Genomic DNA, 20,077 nt, shown 5'->3' with positions numbered 1-20,077 from the left:
TGTCAGAGCGAAACCATGGATGACACTCGCATCGAAAAACGCGTCGGCGTTCAGGCGACCTCGGACCGCATCTGGGACCTGGTCGCCGACCTGTCCGGCTGGGGCGCCTGGAACCCGATCGACAAGGACGTCGAGGGCGCCATCGCCTATGGCGGCCGTCTGACCATGACCGAGGCGTGGCCCGACATGGCCGAACGCCAGTCGGCGGCCCAGGTGGTGGAATGGCAGCCGCGCGCGCGGCTGGTCTGGGCCGAACGGCGCGGATTCCTGTTCCAGAGCCTGCGCTACATCCAGATCGAGGAGCTGGCGCCCGGGAACTGCATCGTCGCCATCGGCATTCGCTTTTCGGGCATTCGCGGCGAGCTGTTCCACGATAAGCACCGCCCGGCGATGAAGAAGGCGCTGGAAAGCGCCGCCGAGGGTCTGAAGGCGGCGTCGGAAGCTGAAGCGGCTTAACCGCCCTTCATCATGTCCATGACGTTCAGGATCGCCGGTCCCAGAATGACGACGAACAGCACCGGCAGGAAGAACAGGATCATCGGCACGGTCAGTTTGGCAGGCAGGGCCGAGGCCTTCTTCTCTGCGGCGGACATCCGCAAATCGCGATTTTCCTTGGCCATCACGCGCAGAGCGGTCGCCAGCGGCGTGCCGTAGGTTTCGGCCTGCGTCATGGCGGTGGCCACGGACTTCACGCCCGGATGATTGGTGCGCTTGCTCAGGTTTTCATAGGCCATGCGACGGTCAGGAAGATACGACAGCTCGGCCGAGAGCAGCGACAGCTCCTCCGCCAGATCGATCGACGACGGACCCATCTCCTGGCTGACCTTGGCGATCGCCGCCTCGATGGACATGCCGGCTTCGACGCAGATCAACAGCAGGTCCAGCGCGTCAGGAAACGCCTGCATGATCGAGGTGCGGCGCTTGTCGATCCGATTCTTCAGATACAGGTTCGGCGCATAGAAGCCGGCGACCGCCGCCGCCATCGTCGCCGTCACCTTGTTCATCGTGGGCCAGTCCACGACCTTGAGGATGAACAGATAGAAGGCCGCCAACACCATGAAGATGAAAGGCGAGGCGAAGCGGAAGAAGTAGAAGGTCGTCAGCGGACGCGGCCCGCGATAACCGGCCTGCACCATTTGACCCGCGACCTTGGGATCCTCCAACAGCTTGCTGAGGTTCAGCCGATCCACGATCCGCTTCTTGAAACCGTCATCGGTGTGACGCAGCGCGCCCTGACCGCCGGCCATGTTCGCCCGCGACCGGCGTTTCAGGTCGTCGCGGCGTTCCGCGACGGCCTTCATCCTCTTGTCCAGCGCAACCCCGCCCGTCATCGACGACATCAGGGTGAGGACGGTGGCGAAGACCAGCACGCCCACGCCGATGCTGAGCAGGTTCTGCGGATCGGTGATGAAACGGATGAAGCTTTCCATGATCCCGGCCTCAGAACTTGAACGAGATCATGCGTTTCATCACGAAGATGCCGGTCGACATCAGCACAGCCGCGATGAGCAGGAGGAAGTTGCCGCGGAAGTCATTGAATAACGGCATCATGTAGCCGGGCGTCGTGAACATGACCATCGTCATCACCGCCGGCGGCAGGGACGCGATGATTCCCGCCGAGGCCAGCGCTTCGGACGACAGCGCCTTGATCTTCTCGCCCATCATCCGACGGGCGCGCAGAACGGCCGACAGATTGCCCAGCGCCTCGGCCAGATTGCCGCCGGTTTTCTGCTGAATGGCGATGACGATGGTGAAGAAGCGCAGTTCTGAAGTCGGCATGCGGCCGTACATCTTCTCCAGCGCCTGCTCCAACGTCAGGCCGACGCCGAGCCCTTCCACCAATTGCTGGAACTCAGGCCCCAACGGCGCAGGGCTTTCCCGGGCGATGATCTTGAAACACTCGTGGACCGGCAGGCCCGATTTGATGCCGCGTACGATCACGTCGACAGCATTAGGAAACTCCAGCGAGAATTTCTTCATGCGGCCCTTGGCGAGGAAGCCGACGACCCAGCGCGGCAGGCCCAGGCCGAAGATCAGGGAAATGCCCAGCACCACCAGGATCGGCAGTCCGAAGATTAGTGCGCCCAGGCCAGTCACCAGCCCGACCACCGCCGATATGATGTAGAAGGTGCGCACGCTTAAACTCAGGCCGGCCTGTTTCAGGCGGGCCGCTAGGGTCGTGCGCGCCTTGCGCTCGCGCCGGTCTGCGTCCTGCAACTGAACCAGAATCTGCTTGCGGCGCGCCTCGGGCGTATTGGCGGCGGCGGCCTTGCGGGCGATCGCGGCGCTCTTCTTGGGTTCGCCCAAGCTTTGCGCGCGCTTGACGGCCTGGGCCGACGAATCGTCTCCGCCGACGAAGACCCAGCCCAGTCCGCCGATGGTGATGAAGGCCAGAACGGCGGCGAGAATCGGAAGCATCGTCCTACTCCGCCGCGTCCAGAGCGTCGGCCAGCTCACGCTCCAGCCCGTAGTATCGGGCGCGGTCCCAGAAGCGGGGACGGGCGATGCCGGTCGAGCGATGACGGCCGATGATCTTGCCGTTCTCGTCCTCGCCAGTGATGTCGTAGACAAACAGGTCTTGCGTCACGATCACATCGCCTTCCAGGCCTACGACCTCGGTGATGTGAGTGATGCGGCGCGAACCGTCGCGCAGGCGGGCAGCCTGGATAATGACGTCGACCGAGCCGACGATCATCTCGCGGATCGTCTTGGACGGCAGACCGTAACCGCCCATGGTGATCATGGACTCCATCCGGCTGATGGCTTCGCGCGGGCTGTTGGCGTGCAGCGTGCCCATGGAGCCATCGTGGCCCGTGTTCATAGCCTGCAACAGGTCGAACGCCTCGGGTCCACGCACCTCGCCGACGATGATCCGCTCGGGACGCATCCGCAGACAGTTCTTGACCAGATCCCGCATCGTGATCGTGCCCTGGCCTTCCAGGTTCGGCGGGCGGGTTTCCAGACGCACGACGTGCGGCTGCTGCAGTTGCAGTTCGGCGGCGTCCTCGCAGGTGATGACCCGCTCGGTCGGGTCGATGAAGGCCGTCAGGGTGTTCAGCAGCGTCGTCTTGCCCGAGCCGGTGCCGCCCGAGATGACGAGATTGCATCGCGACGCGCCGATGACGCCAAGGACGCGCGCGCCCTCGGGACTGATGGAGGCGTACTCCACCAGATTCTTCATCGTCAGCTTGTCTTTCTTGAACTTCCGGATCGTCAGCGTCGGGCCGTCGATGGCCAGCGGTGGAGCGATGACGTTGACGCGCGAACCGTCCGGCAAGCGGGCGTCGCAGATGGGGCTCGACTCATCCACGCGGCGCCCGACCTGGCTCACGATCCGCTGGCAGATGTTCATCAGCTGGGTGTTGTCGCGGAAACGGACGTTGGTCAGCTGGACCTTGCCCGCGACCTCGATGAAGACGCGGCCTGCGCCATTGACCATGATGTCGGCGATGTCGTCGCGGCTCAGCAGCGGCTCCAGCGGACCATAGCCCAGAACGTCGTTGACGATGTCCTGAACCAGATGCTCCTGCTCGGCGACCGACATGGAGACGTTCTTGATCGCCACCAATTCGGCGACGATGTCGCGGATCTCTTCCGACGCCGCCTTCTGGTCCAGATGCGCCAGCTGGGCCAGGTCGATGGTGTTCATCAACGCGTTGAAGATCGTCGTCTTCGTGGCGTGATAGTAGTCGCTCTGTTCCCGGACGATCTCGGCGACCGCCTGGGCCTTTTTCAGCTGCTCGAGACCCGCCGTGGCCTTCGGGCCCGTACCGGCGACATTGCCGGTGGGACGCGGAGCCTCAGGCGCCGGCTTGGGCTTGGGACGCGAGGCCAGAGCGTCCAGACGATCGGCCGGCGCGGGCTGGGTCGGCGCAGACGCCCGATCGAAGGCGTCGGCCGCCGGCTCCAGATCCTCGTCGGCATAGGCAAAGGCCGATGCGTTGGTCGTGGCCGCCATCGGCGCGGCGGCCGTCTGCATGCTGAACACGGACACAGGTTCGCCGCCGGGCGCAGACGCCGGTGCGGGGGCCGGGGCCGGCCGCAGGGGCGCAGGGGCGGCGCCGGGCTGACCTGTGCGTTTGCCGAACATCCGTCAGCGCTTCTTGAACATATTGGCGAAAAGGGATTTCGACGCCCCATCGGCCGGCTTTGTCTTCTCGGCCTTGCCAGCCTTTGCCGGCTTGGCCTTGGGTCCCGCCACCATCGGCAGTTCGCGGCGCGACACGATCTGGGCCAGGGTCTGGAAGGCTTCGGCCGACTTGGTCTTGGCGCCGGCGTCCAGGATCATCTGGCCGTTGTTGGCCGCGGCGCCGAAGGTCTTGGCGTCGAACGGAATGATCAGGCTGGGGTGCACGCCAAGCGCCGCGCCGAAGTCCTTGGCCGGGATCTCGGGGCGTCCCGGCACGCCGACCTGGTTCAACACCAGGCGCGGCGGCGCGTCATTGGGGCGGCCCTGACGGATCAGGTCGATCATGTTCTTGGCGTTGCGCAGGGACGCCAGGTCCGGCGTCGCCACGACCACCACCTCGTCGGCGCTGATCAGGGTGCGGCGCATCCACGGCGACCACAGGTGCGGAAGGTCCAGCACGACGAAGGGCGCCGTGGCCCGGATCTGGTTGGTGACCTCCTCGAACGCCTCGGTCGAGATGTCCCAGTCCGTATCCAGGCTGGCGGGCGCCGCAAACAGGCTCAGCTTGTCGGTGCAGCGGACCATCATCCGGTCCAGCAGCGTCGAATCCAGCCGATCGGGCTGGCCCAGGGCGTCGGCGACGCCGTTCAGCGGGTCCTGGTTGAAATCCAGGCCGGCGGTGCCGAACGGCAGGTCATAGTCAACGATCACCGTATTGGCGCCGATCCGCTCGGAAATCGCATAGGCGGTGTTGTGCGCCACGGCCGAGGCCCCCGCCCCGCCCCGCGCGCCGACGAAGGCGATGGTGCGACCGACGAAGGGCTGGGCCGGGTCGTTGAACAGGCCGCCGATGGCCGCGATCAGCTGCAGCGGCTGCAAAGGCGCGACCAGATATTCACTGACCCCGCGCCGCATCAATTCGCGGAACAGGATGATGTCGTTCGTCGCGCCGATCACCACGACCTTGGTGCCGGCGTCGCAGACCTCGGCAAGCTGATCGACTTCCCACAGCAGGGTCTGGGGGTCTTTCAGGCACTCGACGATGATCAGCGGCGGCGTCGGCTCATGCTGGTAGGTCTCGACGGCCGCAGCGACGCCGCCGACACGGATCTGAGTCGTGGCGCGCGACAGACGGCGATCTTGAGCGGCGCGCTCGGCTGAGGCGAGGGTGTCCTGGCGCTCGGCGAAGACATGGATGGCGATGCGCGGCACCGATACTTCGCCGATGTTGCTGGCCGGGGCCAAACCAGTGAAGGCCAGCCCCGTATCCATCAGGCTGGCTTGCGCCTGGGCGACCACGTCACCGACCGGATTGAAGCCAGCGGCGTCGGGCGCAAAGGCCGGGGCGGCCTGGACCGGCGCCAGGGGCGCGGCTTGAAGCGGCGATTGGGGCTGAGGCGCCGCACCGGCCGGCATCGCCGACGCCGCAGGCGTGAACTGAAGCGGGCTGCGCGGCGCGGCGACGTCGTCAACCGGAGGCGCGAACTCCATATCGACATCGAACGCGTCGTCGAAGGTGTCGAACTCGCGAGGGGCTGGGGCTGTGCTCATGATCAGTTCACCGCACGGGACACGGCGGTATCCCGGATCAGGTCTTCACGATCCGCCGACGTCGGCTTGCCACCGCGATAGGCATCGAACACCACAGTGCGGCGCCCGGCGTCCGCCTGCGTCATGGCGCGTGGCCGCTGGATGTCGCGAGGATCTTCGATCTGGGCCGCCAGATTGGCCGTCACGGCGCATCCGAAATTCGACGCCGACTGGTTGTCGCCCGTCCGGCTCAGATTGCCCCAGGCGGCGCCGCATCGGGGCACTGCCGCGCGAATGGTTTGATAGCCCACGACCACCGGTGCCCTGGGGTCCGGTGCGGCGTAGCTGACAAGCGTGATCCGGTCCGGCGATACGCCATAGGCGGTCAGGGCCGATTTGATGTCGTAAGCTGTCTTTAGCGCCACCGGATGGTTGCCGGCAGGAGCTTCGATGACCATTGGCACGGCGTCGACGTAGCGATAGCGCCCGACCAGCTCCTGTAAGGCACCGTTTTGCGCCGGCGACAGGCCGCTGTCGTGAACCGCCAGAGCGATCCGGTCGAGATTGGGCTCGACCTGGAGCTGATAACGCGAGGTCGGCGTCAGCGGCGGCTCGCCGCCCAGGCTGGCGGGGCCGCCGACGCAGGCGCCCAGCGCAAGGGCCGTGGTCGTCAGAAATGCGGCAAACAGGGTGCGAGTCATGGATGTGCTCACTCGATCACATAGCCGACCGAACCGGCCGGGGGCGCATTCGGCAGCCCATAGACCTGGTTCAACTGGCCAAAGAGGATGGTCTGGCTGTCCTCGGCGATCCGCAGGCCGTCCGCCGGCGTCTGCATTCGCGACGGCGACGTCGGGCTGACGATATAGGGCTCGACGATGACGACCAGTTCGGTTTCGCCCATCAGATAGTCGCGCGACCGGAACAGCGATCCCAGCACCGGCAGGTTCGTGACGCCCGGCAAAGAGTCCACCGTCTGGCGGCTGTTTTCCTGAAGCAGTCCGGCGATCATCATCGACCCGCCCGAGGGGATCTCGATCGTGTTCTCGCTGCGGCGGACCGTCAGGCCCGGCAGGGTGATCGACGAAGGCGTCCCGGCGCCGATCGTCAGGCCGCCTTGCGACGACAGTTCGGACACCTCGACCTTGACCTGCAGGCTGATGCGCCCTCCGGACAGAACCACCGGGCGGAAAGAAAGGCCGACCCCATAGGGTTTGTACTGGACGGTGATCTGACCTTGCGAATCGCGGCTGGCCGGCACGGGGAACTCGCCCCCGGCCAGGAAGCTGGCGGCTTCGCCGTTGACGGAAGTAAGGTTTGGCTCGGCCAGGGTACGCAGCAGGCCTACACGCTCAAACGCCTTGAGGGTAGCCTCGCCCTTGTTCAGCCCATCCGAGCCAGGGCCCGTGCCGGGTTGGGCGGTATCCCAGTTGACAGAATCCTCCGGGCCTCTGACCGTGAACGGACACAGGGCTCCGGGCTGCCAGCCCGCTCCAACGCATGGACGCTGCATCTGATAGTTTTTCGTCGTGTCGATCGACGTTCCAGCGCTGATGCCGCCTAGCAGGGCGCCGTTGACGCCCCAGGTCGCGGCATTGCCCAGGAGCCACTGTGCGTCGCCTAACTGACCCAGCACCGCCGAGGTATTGAAGCCCAGTTGCTTGATGACGTTGCGTTGAACCTCGACCACACGAACCTTCAGCGTCACCTGATCCGAGCCCGGTACGGTGATCAGGTTCAGAACCTTCTCGGGCGCCGAAACGAAGGCGGCGGCGATGCGGCTGGCCTGCGTCGATTGCGCAGGGTTTTCGGCGACCCCGCTCAGGATGATGCTGTCGTTGACGGCCTCGGCCCGAACGCCGCCCCCTGGAATCATGCGATCCAAGGTGTCCTGAAGCGCGCTGGTGCCGGCATCCACACGAACGCGCAGGCTCAGGATGGTGCGACCCGCCGCATCCAGAAACACGGCGTCAGTCTCACCCGGCGCGATACCGATGACGGTGATGCGGCGCGGCGAGTGCAGCATGGCCTCGGCCACCTGCGGATTGGAAACGATCACGTCGCGGGCGTCGGCCGGCAGATCCACCGCGAACGAGGTGCCGCGCGGCAGGTTGATCAGACGCTGCGCCGCACCCGTCGAGACGGCGGCGCGGGTCTGGGCGACGCCAGCAGGCGCGGCGGCCAGAGTGGCTAAAAGGGCGCAGGCTGCGGCGGCGGCGGCATTGCGCATCGTGGGTCGGCGCATCGGTTGGGTCCTCATGGCACGGCCACCACTTCCGGCGCGCCGCCGCGATAGATGCGCACGGCCTGGGGTTGGGAAACGGCCGCAGATGGGCGGCGCGTGGCGCCGGATGGTCCGGCGGTGTCGGCATAGGATCGCAGCGACAGCGACAGTTCGCCCTCGGACTTGGCCTGGGCCAGCAGAACCGAGTCCTGCGGTCGGACTTCCAGGGTCGCGGTGGCGCCGACCACCGCCTGGGCGTCATCGCCGACGCGGGTGGCCTGGTCAATGGCCAGGACCTTGATGTTCTGCAGCACGACGCCCGAGGCGAACTTGGACTTGGTCGCGCCCTCGACGGCGCCGTCGCGGTTTGTTTCGGCGGTCAGCACCACATCGACGCGATCGCCCGGCAGGATAAAGCCGCCGGCGGCGGATTCGACCGTCACAGCGATGGCCATGGCCCGCATGCCGGGCTCCAGATAGGCGGCCAGATAGCCGCTGTCGCCGGCGCGCACGATTTTGCGCGACACGATGGGCTCTCCGGCCAAAATGGGTTCGCGGACCACCGAGCCGATGTAGTCGGACTTGGCGCCGGTCGTGGCCAGCTCCGTCGCCGCCTTGGCGACGCGGTTCACGGCGTCCGTCGCCTTGGCCGTCGCGCTTTCCGCAGAGGGCTTGGCGGGCACCGGCGTGGAGCCGTCAGTGATGAAGACCGGATTGACCTCGTCGACGGGCCAATCTTTCCATTCCAGGTCAGCCTCCACCAGACGCTTGCCGGGTTCCAGATCCTTGGCGGCGACCAGCACCTTGGCCATTGGGCGGACTTCGACGGGAGCGGCGGCGGCGGGTGTCGTGGGCTCGTTCGACGACGACCCCATGGCTCGGACGACCAGGGCTAGACCGATGGCCGAGACGGCGGCGATGCAGATGACGACGATGCGGGCGGGCTTCATCCAGGATGTCTCCAGCAGGCGCTGTGTTTCGGATTCATCCCCCGACGCCTACCGTTAACGATCATGGGCCTTGCGGGTTAACGCTTCCTAAGCGCCGCGAACGCCGGTCACCGGGGTGTCAGCGACCCGAGGCGAAGGTCAGCAGCAGCCCGCTCTCGGGCAGGGCCAGCAAGGCGCCGATGGCAATGGCGACGCCGTAGGGAATGTCGCCCTTGGGCTGCATCAGATTGATGACCCAGCCTTGCGACACCGAAGGGGCGACCATCGGAAAATACTGACGCGCGGTCATCAGCAGCAGGCAGAAGGCCCCGCCCGCGATGCCGGTGTAGATCAAAAAGGGCGCGACGCCGCTCATCCCCATCCACAGACAGCTGGCGGCCAGCAGCTTGGCGTCGCCTCCACCGATCCAGCCGGCGGCGAACATGCCCATGCCGACCAGCAAGGCCGCGAATCCGATGCCGACATGAATAGCGACATCCATCGGCGCGGCGCCGATCAGAAAGGCGATGGGGAAGAAGGCTCCGATCAGGGCCAGCGAGATCCAGTTCGGGATCTTCATGGTGATCAGGTCGTGCAGACCCCCGACGACGACCAGGGCCGGAAATACGCCGAGCAGGGTGAGCAGCAGAATATCCATAACGCCCATTTTCCTCGGCAGGGCTTAAGTTTGGGTTGCCAACAGGAAAAGGCCGGAGCTTTTCAGCTCCGGCCCCGTCCCTGCGTCGATCGCTCGACGATTAGGCGTTCGCTTTATTAAGTTCGGTGGAAACCTTTGTGAAGGTCGCCTTCAGGCTGCCGTTCATCGTGGTCAGGACGGTGATCAGAGCAACGGCGACCAGGGCGGCGATCAGGCCGTATTCGATGGCGGTGGCGCCCGATTCGTCTTTGGCGAAGCGCGAGATGAACTTGGTCATGGGTAGTTCCTTTTTCAAATGGTCTAGCGAGCAACTTGGCGGGGGGAGCCGGTAGCCCGCTTGACCCCCAAACGCAGGATCAAAATGCACGAGGCCCGTTAAATCTGAGTCACGAGGTTTGGTTACGCGAAGATTTACCAAAGAAAATTCTCATATCGGTGCTTCAGCCTTTGTTGAGGATCACGGCTGCATCATGCGCGCGTCCGCGTTTGCACGCGCCACTATCAAGAGCCGCCGATGTCTCGCATCCCGTCCTTCCTGATCGCCGCCGCCTTCTTCGCTGTTCCCCTGGCCGCCCCCCTGGCCGCCAACGCCCAGGACGGTGCGCTGAACGTCGAGATCGATCGCTCGGCGCGCGTTCAGCTTCGCGGCGCCGCGGCCTCCATCATCGTCGGCAACCCCCAGATCGCCGACGTCTCTCTGGTGGACGCCAACACCATGTTCATCGTCGGCAAGGGCTATGGCGTCACCGAAGTGGTCGCCGTCGATGGCGTGGGGCGCACCCTATTCAAACGCGAAATCGTGGTGACCGGCGGCTCGACCGGTTCGGTTCGGGTCTGGCGCGGAGCCCAGGCCACAGAAATGGCATGCGGCGCCTCCTGCACGCCCAGCGTCCGATCCTCATCCTCGTCGGCGGCCGCCGCAGCATCCACCGCACCCTGATTTCGGCCGATGCCCCCCCTGAGATCATCGCTGTCACGAACGGCGCGCTCGAAGCGCAGGCGTGAAGGCGCGGCCGCCGTGGAATTCGCCATGGTCGCCATCCCCTTCTTCCTGATGATCTTCTCCATCCTGGAGCTGGGCGTCGTCTTCGTGCTGGACTCGGTCCTGGAGACGGCGACGATGGAAAGCGGCCGCCTGATCCGCACGGGTCAGGCCAAGGAACAGAACTTCGACAAGGAGAAGTTCAAGACCCAGGTCTGCGACAAGATGGTGGTCTTCAAGTCCGACTGCGCGAACCGAATGACGGTGGACGTGCGCGTCATACCGAAGTTTTCATCTCCGAACGTGCCGGACCCCATCACCAACAACGCCATGGACCCCGCCAAGACCACCTATGACGGCGGTCAGGCAGGGTCGTTGATCCTCGTTCGCGTCTGGTACACCCATCCGCTGGTCACGCCCTTGCTGAGCCAGGCCGTTTCGCGCGTCGGTCCGGGCAAGGTATTGATGACCGCGACGACCGCCTTCCGCAACGAGCCGTGGCAATGATGCGCGGGCTGGATCGCTTCTGCGCGCATCTTCGGGCGCTCCGGCACGACGTCCGGGGTGTCGCCGCAGTCGAGTTCGCCTTCCTCGCGCCGATCCTGATCCTGTTCTACTTCGGCATGGTGGAGTTCTGTCAGGGCTATATGGCGCTGAAGCGCACGGGCCACGTCTCGTCCATGGTCGCCGACCTGGTGTCTCAAAGCGACAGCGTGACCAAGACCGATCTGACGGATGTCTTCGCCATCGGCGACCTGATCATGGCGCCCTTCGCCGCCACGCCTCTGACCCAGCGCGTCAGCAGCGTCACGCGCGTCAACGCCACGACCTACAAGGTGGATTGGAGCGTTGGTAAGGGCGTCGCGTCCAAACTGACCGTCGCCGAAGCGAAAATTCCTTCGGACATGCTGGAAGAGGGTGAGTCCGTCATCGTCGCCGAAGCCTTCTACGACTACAGCTCGCCTTTCGATCAAGTCGCGCCGTATGTGACCAAGTTCAGCCGCATGTCCTATCTGCGACCACGCACCGTCGACACCATCACCTGCAGCAACTGTTGAGCTCAGACACCGACCAGCGCCTGTCGCATCGCTGACATCTTGACGTCCGTCTCCGCCTCTTCGGCGGCCGGATCGCTGTCCGCGACGATGCCGGCGCCGGCGAGGGTGCGATAGCGCCAGACGTCGTGTTTCAGCTCGAAACCGGCGGTCCGGATCAAGACCGATGCGGTCAGGGCGCCGCCGTCGCCGATCAGGAACAACGACCCGCACCAGGGGCCGCGCGGCGGCTCGTGCGCGGCGATCACCTTCATCGCCTGATGTTTGGGCGCGCCGGTGATCGAACCGGGCGGAAAGGTGGCTTCCAGCAGGTCGGCTGGACCGACCGCAGACATGGCTTCGCCCGTCACGGTCGACACCAGATGATGCACCGTCGGATGGTGTTCGACCTCGAAAAGCGCCTCGACCTTGACCGACCCCGGCTGCGACACGCGGGCCAGGTCGTTCCGCATGAGGTCCACGATCATCAGGTTCTCGGCGCGATCCTTGGCGCTGCCGCTGAGTTTGTCCGCCATGGCCGCATCCTCTCGAGGCTCGTCCGCGCGCGGTCGGGTGCCCTTGATCGGACGCGCCTCGATGCGGCGGCTGGCGGGATCGAAGGCGAGGAACAGTTCGGGGGAGTTCGACACCAGCGCCCGATCCCCGATCCGCCAATAGGCCCCGAACGGCGACGCCCGCTCCTTTTGCAGCCGCAGAAAAACCTCGAACGGATCGCGGCCGGGGCTCAGCTCCCCAGACCAAGCCCGGGCGATATTGGCCTGGAACAGCTCCCCCGCCCCGATGCGCTCCACCACATCCGCGACCGCGTCGCGGTAGGCGCTCGCCGGCGCCTCGGCCTCAAACTGGTCGGCCGGCGCAGAGGGGGTCACGACCCGCGCGGCCGTCGCCAGCCAGGTCAGGGCCCGCTCGGCCGCCGCTGTCGCCTGCTCCGCCGTCGCACCTCTTCCCGTGGCGCTCACCAAGCGCTCAAGATGATCGAAACTCAGCATGGCGGGATAGCGCGCCAGCATCAGGTCGGGCCAGACCGTCTGGCGCCGTCCGGTGGCCGGCCGGGCGCCTGCGTCATAGGCGGCCAGACCCACCACCCCGGCGGCAAAGACCGCATCACGCAGCGCCTCGAACGGCGCGGCGTCATCCACCGGGCCGACCTGCACGACGTCCGGCGCCTGGGCGACGTGGGACCAGCGACCGCCCGGCCCGCCGTCCGACAGCAGGGCCAGCGCGCCGTCGCCGCCGCCCAGACCCGCCGCCACCGCGACCGGATCGACCCAAGGCGCGTCGCGCGTGACGCTGTGGCTGAAAACCTCGCTCACGCGGTCAGCCGCTCCACGATCCGATCACGCCGCGCCGCATCGACGCCCAGCGCCTCCTTCAGATAGGCGTCCACCGATCCATGGCGCGCCTCGACCTCGGCAAGGGCGGCTTCCAGATAGGCGGCCTCGACCCCCAGGAAGGCCACGATCGCGTCGTCCGAGGCCACCCGACCCGTCATCTTGTGCAGCTGTTTGGCGATGCCGGGCGCCCGGCCCGCCAGATCGACGGCGGTGTTGGTCAGTAGATAGTCCTCGACCATGTCGTCGCGCGACACGCCCAGCAGATGGTGGGTCAGGGCGGCGAGAAAACCCGTCCGGTCCTTGCCCGCCGCGCAATGGATCACCACCGCCCGATTTCGAGAAGTTTCGGCCTGATCCGCCAGGGCCTGGAAATAGCGGCCGAACACGTCCTGATGCGAGGCGTCGAACGGCAGGGTGCGATAGGTCTGGGTCATGAAGCGCCGCCCGGAGTCCGGCGTCAGGTCGGCGGTTTTCAGAAAGGTGATGTGCGGCGCCTCCGCGCCGTCGTCCACGCCGCCTTCGATGATCTGCCCGCTGAAGCCTTCAGGCCGACGCGATGGCTGGTCGCGGCGCTCGCTGGGTCGGCGCAGATCGACCACGGCCCCGATGTCCAGCGCCTTCAGACGCTCCAGGTCCGCCTCGCTCGCCCGCGCGTGATGGGCCGAACGCAGCAGTCGGCCGGGCTTCACGCGCCGCCCGGCCGCCGTGGCGTAGTCGCCATAGTCCCGAAAGTTGTCGATGGCCTCGAAGGCGTGAAGGCGGTCGGTCATGACCGCGCTTCTAGCCTATGTTCACCGCTCTGGCAGCAGGCCCGCCATCGCATCCAGATAGGCGACGAAGGCGTCGCGTCCCTGATCGGTCAGACTGGCCTCCGTCAGCGGCTTGCGACCGTTGAAACTCTTGGAGACGGCGACAAACCCCGCCTCTTCCAGCTTTCGCAGATGGACCGAAAGATTGCCGTCCGTCGTCTGCAACCGGGTCTTCAGCGTGGTGAAGTCGGCCAATCCGGCCCCGGACAGATAGGCCATGATCCCCAGCCGGATGCGTCCGTGAATGACGTCGTCGATCCGGCTGATGTCGAAGTCGTCGGCCATGCTCAGACCACCTCCGACGGTTCCTGACGCATCAGGACGATGCCGGGGACCAGGGCCACGGCCAACAGGATCACGGCGAAGACCGGATAGATCGTGGCGCTGCCCATGAACCAGGCGACGGCGACGGCGCCGACGTAGGAAGCCAAGGCCGTGTAAGACATCCAGCGCGTTTTGGTCATGGCCGCGCCGATCATCCAGGCCGAACCATAGGCGACCAGGACCACTGTCGGCATCACCGCCATCCAGGACCACTGGCCGGTCTTTAGGGATAGAGCGACAAGCGCCAGCCAGGTGACGAAGATCCCGTAACCCACACCCTCCCACGCCGCGCCGACCGCCTTGTTGCCGGCCGAGTTGACACCGGGCTTCTTCTGAATGCGGCCGATCAGGACGGTCAGGGCGATGGCGAACACCACGCCGGCGACGATCCAAACCCACAGTTGGGACCAGGGGTTCAGCCGAACGAGTCCCGACTGGATGGCCCATTGGATCAGACTGGTCGTTCCGAACACGATGCCGGCCGTCACCAGGATCGGACCGGCCAGAAGGGGGGCATGCCGCCCCTCGTGGGCCAGGCTGCGCATATAGGCGATGTCGTCCTGAATGGCTTGGGTCTCGCGGGTCATGATGCTCTCCTCCTGGAACCGTTGAGACAACATCACTCATTTGCTTTGTATTGTAAAGTTCTTTCTTATACACCCGCGCTGCGCATGAAAATGGGGCGAAGCCTTCGGCTTCGCCCCTCGTTCGACTTTATGTATTTAGCCTAAAGTCGTGGCGCGCCGCGTCCACGCAGTCCGCCGGCCACCAGGGCGATGACGAACAGGATGATAGCGACGACGGCGACGAACTTGGCGATCTCGAACGAGAAGTTCGCAATGCCGCCGAAGCCGAGAACGGCCGCGACGAGGGCCACGACGAGGAAGATAATTGCCCAGCGCATCATGGGTTTAGCTCTCCTGAGTTGATGTTGCCGTCGGCGACCCGGGAGCCGTTCGTCGGTCTGCATCATCAACGCCAGGGTCGCCTGGCCGTTCCATCGCCTATCGACGGCGACGACGCGAATAGCCGCCTTGATCCATCTTGCGATCCGCGACCATGCTGGCGACGATCGCCGCCAGAGCCGGGTTGCGTAGCAGCAGGAAGGCCGCGCCCAGACCGCCCACGGCGCCGACGATCGGACGCTCGCGAACGATGTGAATCACCTTGCCCAAAAGGCCCTCAGGCTCATCTTCCTCTTCGGCGTCGTCGTGCTTGTCGCCCTTCAGGAAGACCAGCGCCACGATCAGGGCGACCAAGGCGAACAGACCAAAGGTCACGGCCGCCGCGCCGAGCGGCGTCAGCGTCAGGCTGAGCGCATAGAAGATGGCCACGCCCAGGAAGACGACGGCCAGAAACGCACTGGCGGCGACGACAGCCGTCGCCACCAGTTTTTTGACGATGCCCTTGAACATCAGCGACGGCGGCCGGCCAGCAGCATGCCGAGGATGACGCCGACGCCGAGCGCCACAGCGGTCGATTGCAGCGGACGCTCCTGCACGCGCTCGACGACATAGCGTTGCGCCTCATCGAAGCGTTCGGCCGCGTCGTCGTAATATTCGCGACCCTTAACGCGGGCCTCGTCGTAATAGCTGCGGGCCTGCTCGCGGACTTCGTCGCTCTTGGCGCGCAGCTTGGCTTCGGCCTCGGCGGCCTTGTCGCGCAGGCGTTGGGTCTCTTCGCGGGCGCCGGTCTTCAGATCCTCCTTGAGGGTCTTCAGGTCGGCCTTGATATCTTCTCGGGCCTTGGTGGTGGCCATGGTGCGCGCTCCGTTGAAAGCTTGGCGGTAGAATAGAGAACCCCGTGTTGCAACGCCACATGCGCAACGAGGTTCCTTTAGTTGGGTCGGGCGTGCGCCTCTCGCCACGGGCTTTTCGCCGCACTAGAACGGTCGCCATGACCCAATGGCTGTTCGCGCCCCGCCCCGCCCCCTCCTTGCCGATCGTCGGATCGGACCAGCGTTTCCCCGTTCGCCGCATCCTGTGCGTGGGCCAAAACTACGCCGCCCATGCGCGCGAAATGGGGTCGGACCCCGACAAGCAGACGCCCTTCTTCTTCACCAAGCCGGGCGACGCCATCATCTCGGACGGCGCAAACCCATCCTATCCGTCTGCGACCGCGAACCTGCACTACGAGGCCGAACTGGTCGCCGCGATCGGGCCGGGCAAGGATGGCGGCGTCGCCATCGTCGGCTGGGCCGTCGGCTGCGACCTGACCCGTCGTGATCTTCAGGCCGAGGCCAAAAAGGCCGGCCGCCCCTGGGACGCCGCCAAGGGGTTCGATCAGTCCGCGCCCTGCGGCCCCATCACCTTGGGCGACCTGCCTTCGCCCGACGGCGCCATTCGCCTGAGCGTCAATGGCGAAACCAAACAGGACAGCGTCCTGAACGACATGATCCTGAACCCCGACCGGATCGTCGCGGCGGCCGCCGCCCTGTGGTCGCTGCAACCCGGCGACCTGATCTTCACCGGCACGCCGTCCGGCGTCGGTCCGGTCAAGCCGGGCGACCGCGTCGTTGTCACCATCGATGGCCTGGAGACGCTCAGCTTCGAGGTGCAGTCGTGATCCTGCACGGCTACTGGCGCTCGGGCGCCAGCTACCGCGTTCGCATCGCTCTGAATCTCAAGGGGATCGGCTACGAAAACGCCGCTCACGACCTGCGCAAGGGCGAACAGAAGACGCCCGACTATGTGGCGCTGAACCCGCAGGGTATGGTCCCCGCCCTTCAGGACGGCGATTTGGTCCTGACCCAGAGCCCGGCCATTCTGGAATGGCTGGAGGAAACCCGCCCCGACCCGGCCCTGCTGCCGAAGGGGGCGAACGACCGGGCGACCGTGCGCGCCATGGCCGCGCTGATCGGCTGCGACATTCACCCGCTGAACAATCTGCGCGTGTTGAAGGCCATCCGGTCTGAGTTCAACGCCGATCAGGCCGCCGTGGACGCTTGGGCGGCCCGGTGGATCGCGCCGGGCTTCGACGCGCTGGAGGCTCTGATCGCACGCCACGGGGCCGGCTGGAGCTTCGGCGACGCCCCGACCCTGGTCGATTGTTATTTGATTCCGCAGATGTATTCGGCGCGGCGCTTCAACATGGACCTATCGCCCTGGCCGCGTCTGCTGGCGGTCGAACAGACCGCCTTGGCTCACCCCGCCTTCGCCTCGGCCCACCCGGACTTGCAGCCTGACGCCGACGCCTGATTTTCGCCTCAGTGCGCATATCAGCGGTGGATAAGTAGGGTTCGCTTAAGGTCTCGCTCAGCGTCCCTTAAGCATTGGCGATCATAGTGTCGGGCGTGTCGTATTCCCCCGCCACACCTTCGGCGTCGTCGCCCATCCATCGCCTGGCCCTCGCCGTGGTGACCGAGCCCGAGCGCGCGCCCGGCGCCTTCATGAGCGCGCCTTCCGGCGCCCGCGAAGAAGCCATGCGTTTTCTGCTGCAAACCGGAGCCGACGCCGGGGTCAAGCTGATCGCCACCCGGCCCGAGGGCGACGGCGAACGCCTGCTGGGTCAGGCCTGGCCCTTCCCCTCGCCTTTCCAGGTTACGGTCCGCACCGTGCCGCTCAGCGAAGGTCTGGACCGGGTCGAGGCCCGCGCTCGTCGTTCGCTGGAGCGGATGGGCCTGCCGCGCGGCGATGTTCTGCTGATTTCCAACGCCGCCGATCTGGCCGGCGCCGAGGGCCGCGCCCTGTGGGATCGCGCCCGCAGCCTCAAGGATCGCGGCCTGTTCCGCCGCATCGGTTTCTGCGCCACGATCGAGGACGGTCCCGCGCTTCTGGCGCGCCGTCTGGAAGCCGATGTGGTCCAGGTGCCGTGCAGCCTGCTGGATCAGCGCGCGGCCCAGGACGGCGTTCTGGAAGCCATCGCCGACACGGGCGCCTCGGTTCATCTGTCTTCGGTCTTCGCTGGCGGCCTGCTGTTCGCCGGCGGCGACGATCTGCCCGCCGAACTGGCCAGTCATGCCCAGGCCTTGTCGCGCACGCGCCGGCGTCTGGCCGAGCAGCGCTGCGATCCGATGCAGGCGGCTCTGGGGTACGCCCTGGCCCTGCCTGGCGTCGACAAGGTCGTGGCCAGCGTCGCCTCCGCCGCCGAACTGCGCGCCATCCTGGCCGCCGCCCACGCCCCCTGTCCCAATCTGGACTGGGCGGCCCTGGCGCTCGAGGCGCCGGCGGCCTTCACCGCCGACGCCCGCGCCCGGATCAGTAGCGCAGCCTGATCCCGACATAGCCGGACCGTCCCGGCTCGCCGTATCCAAACACCTGCTGATAGTGTTCGTCGCCCAGGTTTTCGATCCGCGCCGTCAGGGTGACCTTGTCGGTCAGTTCATAGGCCGCGTTCAGATTGGCGGTGACGAAGCCGTCGCGCGCCACGGTCGAGAAGCCGCCGCTGTCGTCCTGATCGCCTTCCGCCCGCACCGTCAGCGCGCCGGACAGACGGTCGCCCGTCCAGCCCAGGGTCGCCGAACCGGCGTGTTCCGGCACGCGCAGCAGGCGCGCGCCCGTCGTGCGGTCCGTCGCGTCGGTCCAGGCATAGGCCAGCGTCAGGTCGATGCCGCCGCCCAGCAGGGCGCGGCCTTCCAGCTCGAACCCGTCCGAACGCGTCCTGGCGACGTTGATGTAGCGACCGGCCGAATAGGTGATCTGGTCTTCGACGTTCAGGCGATAGAGGGTCGCCCGCCCATCGAACCGACCGTCGGCCGAGGCCCAGCCCAGGGCGATCTCGACGCTGTCGGCCGTTTCCGGCTTCAGCTCGGGATAGGGCCGAGGCGCAAAGCAGAAGTCGCAGACCGCCTGGCTGACCGTCGGCGACTTGAAGCCCGTGCCGTAGGCGCCCGACAGGATGAAACCCCCGGCCAGATCATAGGCCGCCGACACCCGCCCCGTCGTCTTGGAGCCGAAATCGTCGGTGTCGTCGTAACGCAATCCGCCGGTCAGGTTCAGCGCGCCGACATCGTACTGGGCCACGCCGAACACCGAGGTGATCGACAGGTCGCGCGACAGGCCCGACGACAGGGCCGCCGAGGCCTCGTTCCGCTCGACGCCGAACGCATAGTCGATGTCCTGCGCCTGGCCGTTCGCCTGCCAGCGATAAGCCTGACGGTCGCCGGTGAAGGTGGAGCCGAAGCCGCCGCTGACCGAGCTGCGATCCAGGTCCGACGCCGAGACGCTGAACTGATGCGTCAGGCCGAACGCCTTGGCCGTCACGCGGCCAAAGCCCGACCATTGCTCGCTTTCCTGGGTGTCGGCGGTGTCGGCCAGAATAAAGTTCGGCGCCGGGAAGCCGTCGATATCGGCCTTGGACTTGTTCCAGCGCACCGATCCATCGACCTTGACCGCATCGGACAGGACATATCGCCCCTTGGCGCCGAGCGTCGTGCTGCGGAAGCCGTCGGCTTCCGTGTTGCCGTCCGCCTCGTCCGCCGCCGAAATCCCGTCGGTGTCGAAGCGCGAGGCATAGGCGCTGAAGGCGTAGGTCTCGTTGGCGACGCCCGTCGACACGCGGCCCCGCACGGTGTGGAAGCTGCCGGCCTCGGCCTCGGCGCGCAGGCCGTCGATCTCTTGCGTCGTGAAGGAAATCACCCCGCCGATGGCGTCGGATCCCCACAGCGACGACTGCGGCCCGCTGAGCACTTCGATCCGCGCAATATCGGCCAGTTCGAAGCTGGAGAAGTCATAGGCTCCGTTCGGCTCGGCCGCATCGTTGACCGGCGCGCCGTCGACTAGGACCAGGGTCTTACCCGGCGTCGCGCCGCGCATCCGCACCTGGGCTACACCGCCAAAGGCGCCCGAACGCGTCACCGACAGACCCGGCACATCGGCCAGGATGTCGGCGGCGAAGATCGCGCCGCGCTGTTCGATGGTCTTGGCGTCGATGACGCGGGCGCCGGGCGTGTCGCCGACGATGGCCGGGATGCGGGTGGCGGTGACGATCACCTCGTCCAGCTGGGTCGCGTCCTCGGCAAAGGCAGGCGCGGCGAAGGTGACCGCAATCGCGGCCGTCGAGAGAAGAATGGAACGCTTCATTGAGCGATACCCCCGTGTTCGGTCCCGCGAATGCGCGCGAGAGACCGTCATGAGCGAACCGACCCGCCAGACCGCTTAGGGGT

At 66.2% G+C, this 20,077-nt stretch carries 24 protein-coding genes; 7 read left to right on the top strand and 17 right to left on the bottom strand.

The window, feature by feature from the left end:
* The first annotated feature begins 15 nt into the window (after positions 1 to 15).
* On the top strand, positions 16 to 456 hold the full coding sequence (locus tag E4341_RS03430; protein WP_165115178.1) for an SRPBCC domain-containing protein: 441 nt from the start codon (positions 16 to 18) through the stop codon (positions 454 to 456).
* Here E4341_RS03430 and E4341_RS03425 read toward each other — a convergent pair.
* The 9 genes from E4341_RS03425 to E4341_RS03385 all read right to left on the bottom strand — a co-directional run bounded on the left by E4341_RS03425 (position 453) and on the right by E4341_RS03385 (position 9,747).
* Complete coding sequence (locus E4341_RS03425; RefSeq protein ID WP_165115176.1) at positions 453 to 1,430, bottom strand: type II secretion system F family protein; 978 nt, start codon at positions 1,428 to 1,430, stop codon at positions 453 to 455. The genes E4341_RS03430 and E4341_RS03425 overlap by 4 nt on opposite strands.
* A 10-nt stretch (positions 1,431 to 1,440) precedes the next feature.
* Complete coding sequence (locus tag E4341_RS03420; protein WP_165115174.1) at positions 1,441 to 2,418, bottom strand: type II secretion system F family protein; 978 nt, start codon at positions 2,416 to 2,418, stop codon at positions 1,441 to 1,443.
* Positions 2,419 to 2,422: 4 nt separating this feature from the next.
* Positions 2,423 to 4,090 (bottom strand): CpaF family protein, encoded by a 1,668-nt coding sequence (locus E4341_RS03415; protein ID WP_235551299.1) that lies wholly within the window; start codon positions 4,088 to 4,090, stop codon positions 2,423 to 2,425.
* Positions 4,091 to 4,093: 3 nt separating this feature from the next.
* Entirely contained in the window at positions 4,094 to 5,680 is a 1,587-nt protein-coding gene (locus E4341_RS03410) for a cellulose synthase operon protein YhjQ/BcsQ (protein ID WP_165115172.1), read from the bottom strand.
* A 2-nt stretch (positions 5,681 to 5,682) separates the two neighbouring features.
* Positions 5,683 to 6,360: a CpaD family pilus assembly protein gene (locus E4341_RS03405; protein ID WP_165115170.1), complete on the bottom strand. Its 678-nt coding sequence runs from the start codon at positions 6,358 to 6,360 to the stop codon at positions 5,683 to 5,685.
* Positions 6,361 to 6,368: 8 nt separating this feature from the next.
* A complete protein-coding gene (locus E4341_RS03400; RefSeq protein ID WP_205751346.1) occupies positions 6,369 to 7,904 on the bottom strand; it encodes a type II and III secretion system protein family protein in 1,536 nt (511 codons plus the stop codon).
* 11 nt (positions 7,905 to 7,915) lie between these two features.
* Entirely contained in the window at positions 7,916 to 8,833 is a 918-nt protein-coding gene (gene cpaB, locus E4341_RS03395; RefSeq protein WP_165115168.1) for a Flp pilus assembly protein CpaB, read from the bottom strand.
* 118 nt (positions 8,834 to 8,951) lie between these two features.
* Positions 8,952 to 9,470, bottom strand: coding sequence for a prepilin peptidase (locus E4341_RS03390; protein WP_165115166.1), 519 nt, complete (start codon positions 9,468 to 9,470; stop codon positions 8,952 to 8,954).
* Between the two features lie 100 nt (positions 9,471 to 9,570).
* Positions 9,571 to 9,747: a Flp family type IVb pilin gene (locus E4341_RS03385; RefSeq protein ID WP_165115164.1), complete on the bottom strand. Its 177-nt coding sequence runs from the start codon at positions 9,745 to 9,747 to the stop codon at positions 9,571 to 9,573.
* Between the two features lie 237 nt (positions 9,748 to 9,984).
* Between E4341_RS03385 and E4341_RS03380 the strand changes: the two genes are divergently transcribed.
* From E4341_RS03380 to E4341_RS03370, 3 genes are all read left to right on the top strand, one after another.
* Positions 9,985 to 10,410 carry a pilus assembly protein N-terminal domain-containing protein gene (locus E4341_RS03380; protein WP_165115162.1) on the top strand — a complete coding sequence of 142 codons (426 nt, stop codon included), beginning with the start codon at positions 9,985 to 9,987 and terminating at the stop codon, positions 10,408 to 10,410.
* 78 nt (positions 10,411 to 10,488) lie between these two features.
* Entirely contained in the window at positions 10,489 to 10,959 is a 471-nt protein-coding gene (locus tag E4341_RS03375; RefSeq protein WP_240893607.1) for a TadE/TadG family type IV pilus assembly protein, read from the top strand.
* Positions 10,956 to 11,510: a TadE/TadG family type IV pilus assembly protein gene (locus E4341_RS03370; protein ID WP_165115158.1), complete on the top strand. Its 555-nt coding sequence runs from the start codon at positions 10,956 to 10,958 to the stop codon at positions 11,508 to 11,510. Before E4341_RS03375 ends, E4341_RS03370 begins: the two co-directional genes overlap by 4 nt.
* Positions 11,511 to 11,512: 2 nt before the next feature.
* Here the strand turns inward: E4341_RS03370 and E4341_RS03365 are convergent, their stop codons facing one another.
* The 7 genes from E4341_RS03365 to E4341_RS03335 form a co-directional block, all read right to left on the bottom strand.
* Positions 11,513 to 12,820 (bottom strand): anthranilate synthase component I family protein, encoded by a 1,308-nt coding sequence (locus E4341_RS03365; protein WP_165115156.1) that lies wholly within the window; start codon positions 12,818 to 12,820, stop codon positions 11,513 to 11,515.
* Positions 12,817 to 13,611 carry a tyrosine-protein phosphatase gene (locus tag E4341_RS03360; protein ID WP_165115154.1) on the bottom strand — a complete coding sequence of 265 codons (795 nt, stop codon included), beginning with the start codon at positions 13,609 to 13,611 and terminating at the stop codon, positions 12,817 to 12,819. Before E4341_RS03360 ends, E4341_RS03365 begins: the two co-directional genes overlap by 4 nt.
* A gap of 21 nt (positions 13,612 to 13,632) precedes the next feature.
* Positions 13,633 to 13,935, bottom strand: coding sequence for a transcriptional regulator (locus E4341_RS03355; protein ID WP_165115152.1), 303 nt, complete (start codon positions 13,933 to 13,935; stop codon positions 13,633 to 13,635).
* 2 nt (positions 13,936 to 13,937) lie between these two features.
* Positions 13,938 to 14,561, bottom strand: a complete 624-nt coding sequence (locus tag E4341_RS03350) for a hypothetical protein (RefSeq protein ID WP_240893606.1) — start codon at positions 14,559 to 14,561, stop codon at positions 13,938 to 13,940.
* A gap of 140 nt (positions 14,562 to 14,701) precedes the next feature.
* Complete coding sequence (locus E4341_RS03345; RefSeq protein ID WP_039243970.1) at positions 14,702 to 14,881, bottom strand: DUF1328 domain-containing protein; 180 nt, start codon at positions 14,879 to 14,881, stop codon at positions 14,702 to 14,704.
* A gap of 97 nt (positions 14,882 to 14,978) precedes the next feature.
* Positions 14,979 to 15,389 (bottom strand): hypothetical protein, encoded by a 411-nt coding sequence (locus tag E4341_RS03340; protein WP_091750734.1) that lies wholly within the window; start codon positions 15,387 to 15,389, stop codon positions 14,979 to 14,981.
* Positions 15,389 to 15,733 carry a YqjD family protein gene (locus tag E4341_RS03335; RefSeq protein ID WP_017506144.1) on the bottom strand — a complete coding sequence of 115 codons (345 nt, stop codon included), beginning with the start codon at positions 15,731 to 15,733 and terminating at the stop codon, positions 15,389 to 15,391. Before E4341_RS03335 ends, E4341_RS03340 begins: the two co-directional genes overlap by 1 nt.
* A 137-nt stretch (positions 15,734 to 15,870) precedes the next feature.
* Between E4341_RS03335 and E4341_RS03330 the strand changes: the two genes are divergently transcribed.
* The 3 genes from E4341_RS03330 to E4341_RS03320 all read left to right on the top strand — a co-directional run bounded on the left by E4341_RS03330 (position 15,871) and on the right by E4341_RS03320 (position 18,187).
* Positions 15,871 to 16,539, top strand: coding sequence for a fumarylacetoacetate hydrolase family protein (locus E4341_RS03330; RefSeq protein ID WP_165115150.1), 669 nt, complete (start codon positions 15,871 to 15,873; stop codon positions 16,537 to 16,539).
* Entirely contained in the window at positions 16,536 to 17,171 is a 636-nt protein-coding gene (gene maiA, locus E4341_RS03325) for a maleylacetoacetate isomerase (protein WP_165115148.1), read from the top strand. The genes E4341_RS03330 and maiA overlap by 4 nt, the downstream gene beginning before the upstream one ends.
* A 95-nt stretch (positions 17,172 to 17,266) precedes the next feature.
* Positions 17,267 to 18,187 carry an aldo/keto reductase gene (locus E4341_RS03320; protein WP_197071015.1) on the top strand — a complete coding sequence of 307 codons (921 nt, stop codon included), beginning with the start codon at positions 17,267 to 17,269 and terminating at the stop codon, positions 18,185 to 18,187.
* Here E4341_RS03320 and E4341_RS03315 read toward each other — a convergent pair.
* Entirely contained in the window at positions 18,171 to 19,994 is a 1,824-nt protein-coding gene (locus E4341_RS03315) for a TonB-dependent siderophore receptor (protein WP_165115144.1), read from the bottom strand. The genes E4341_RS03320 and E4341_RS03315 overlap by 17 nt on opposite strands.
* Between the last annotated feature and the right edge of the window lie 83 nt (positions 19,995 to 20,077).

The sequence above is a fragment of the Brevundimonas sp. 'scallop' genome (genome assembly GCF_011045535.1).
Classification (GTDB): Bacteria; Pseudomonadota; Alphaproteobacteria; order Caulobacterales; family Caulobacteraceae; genus Brevundimonas; species Brevundimonas vesicularis.
Note: the sequence above shows the minus strand (reverse complement) of the source record. Positions and strands in the feature narration are given on the sequence as shown.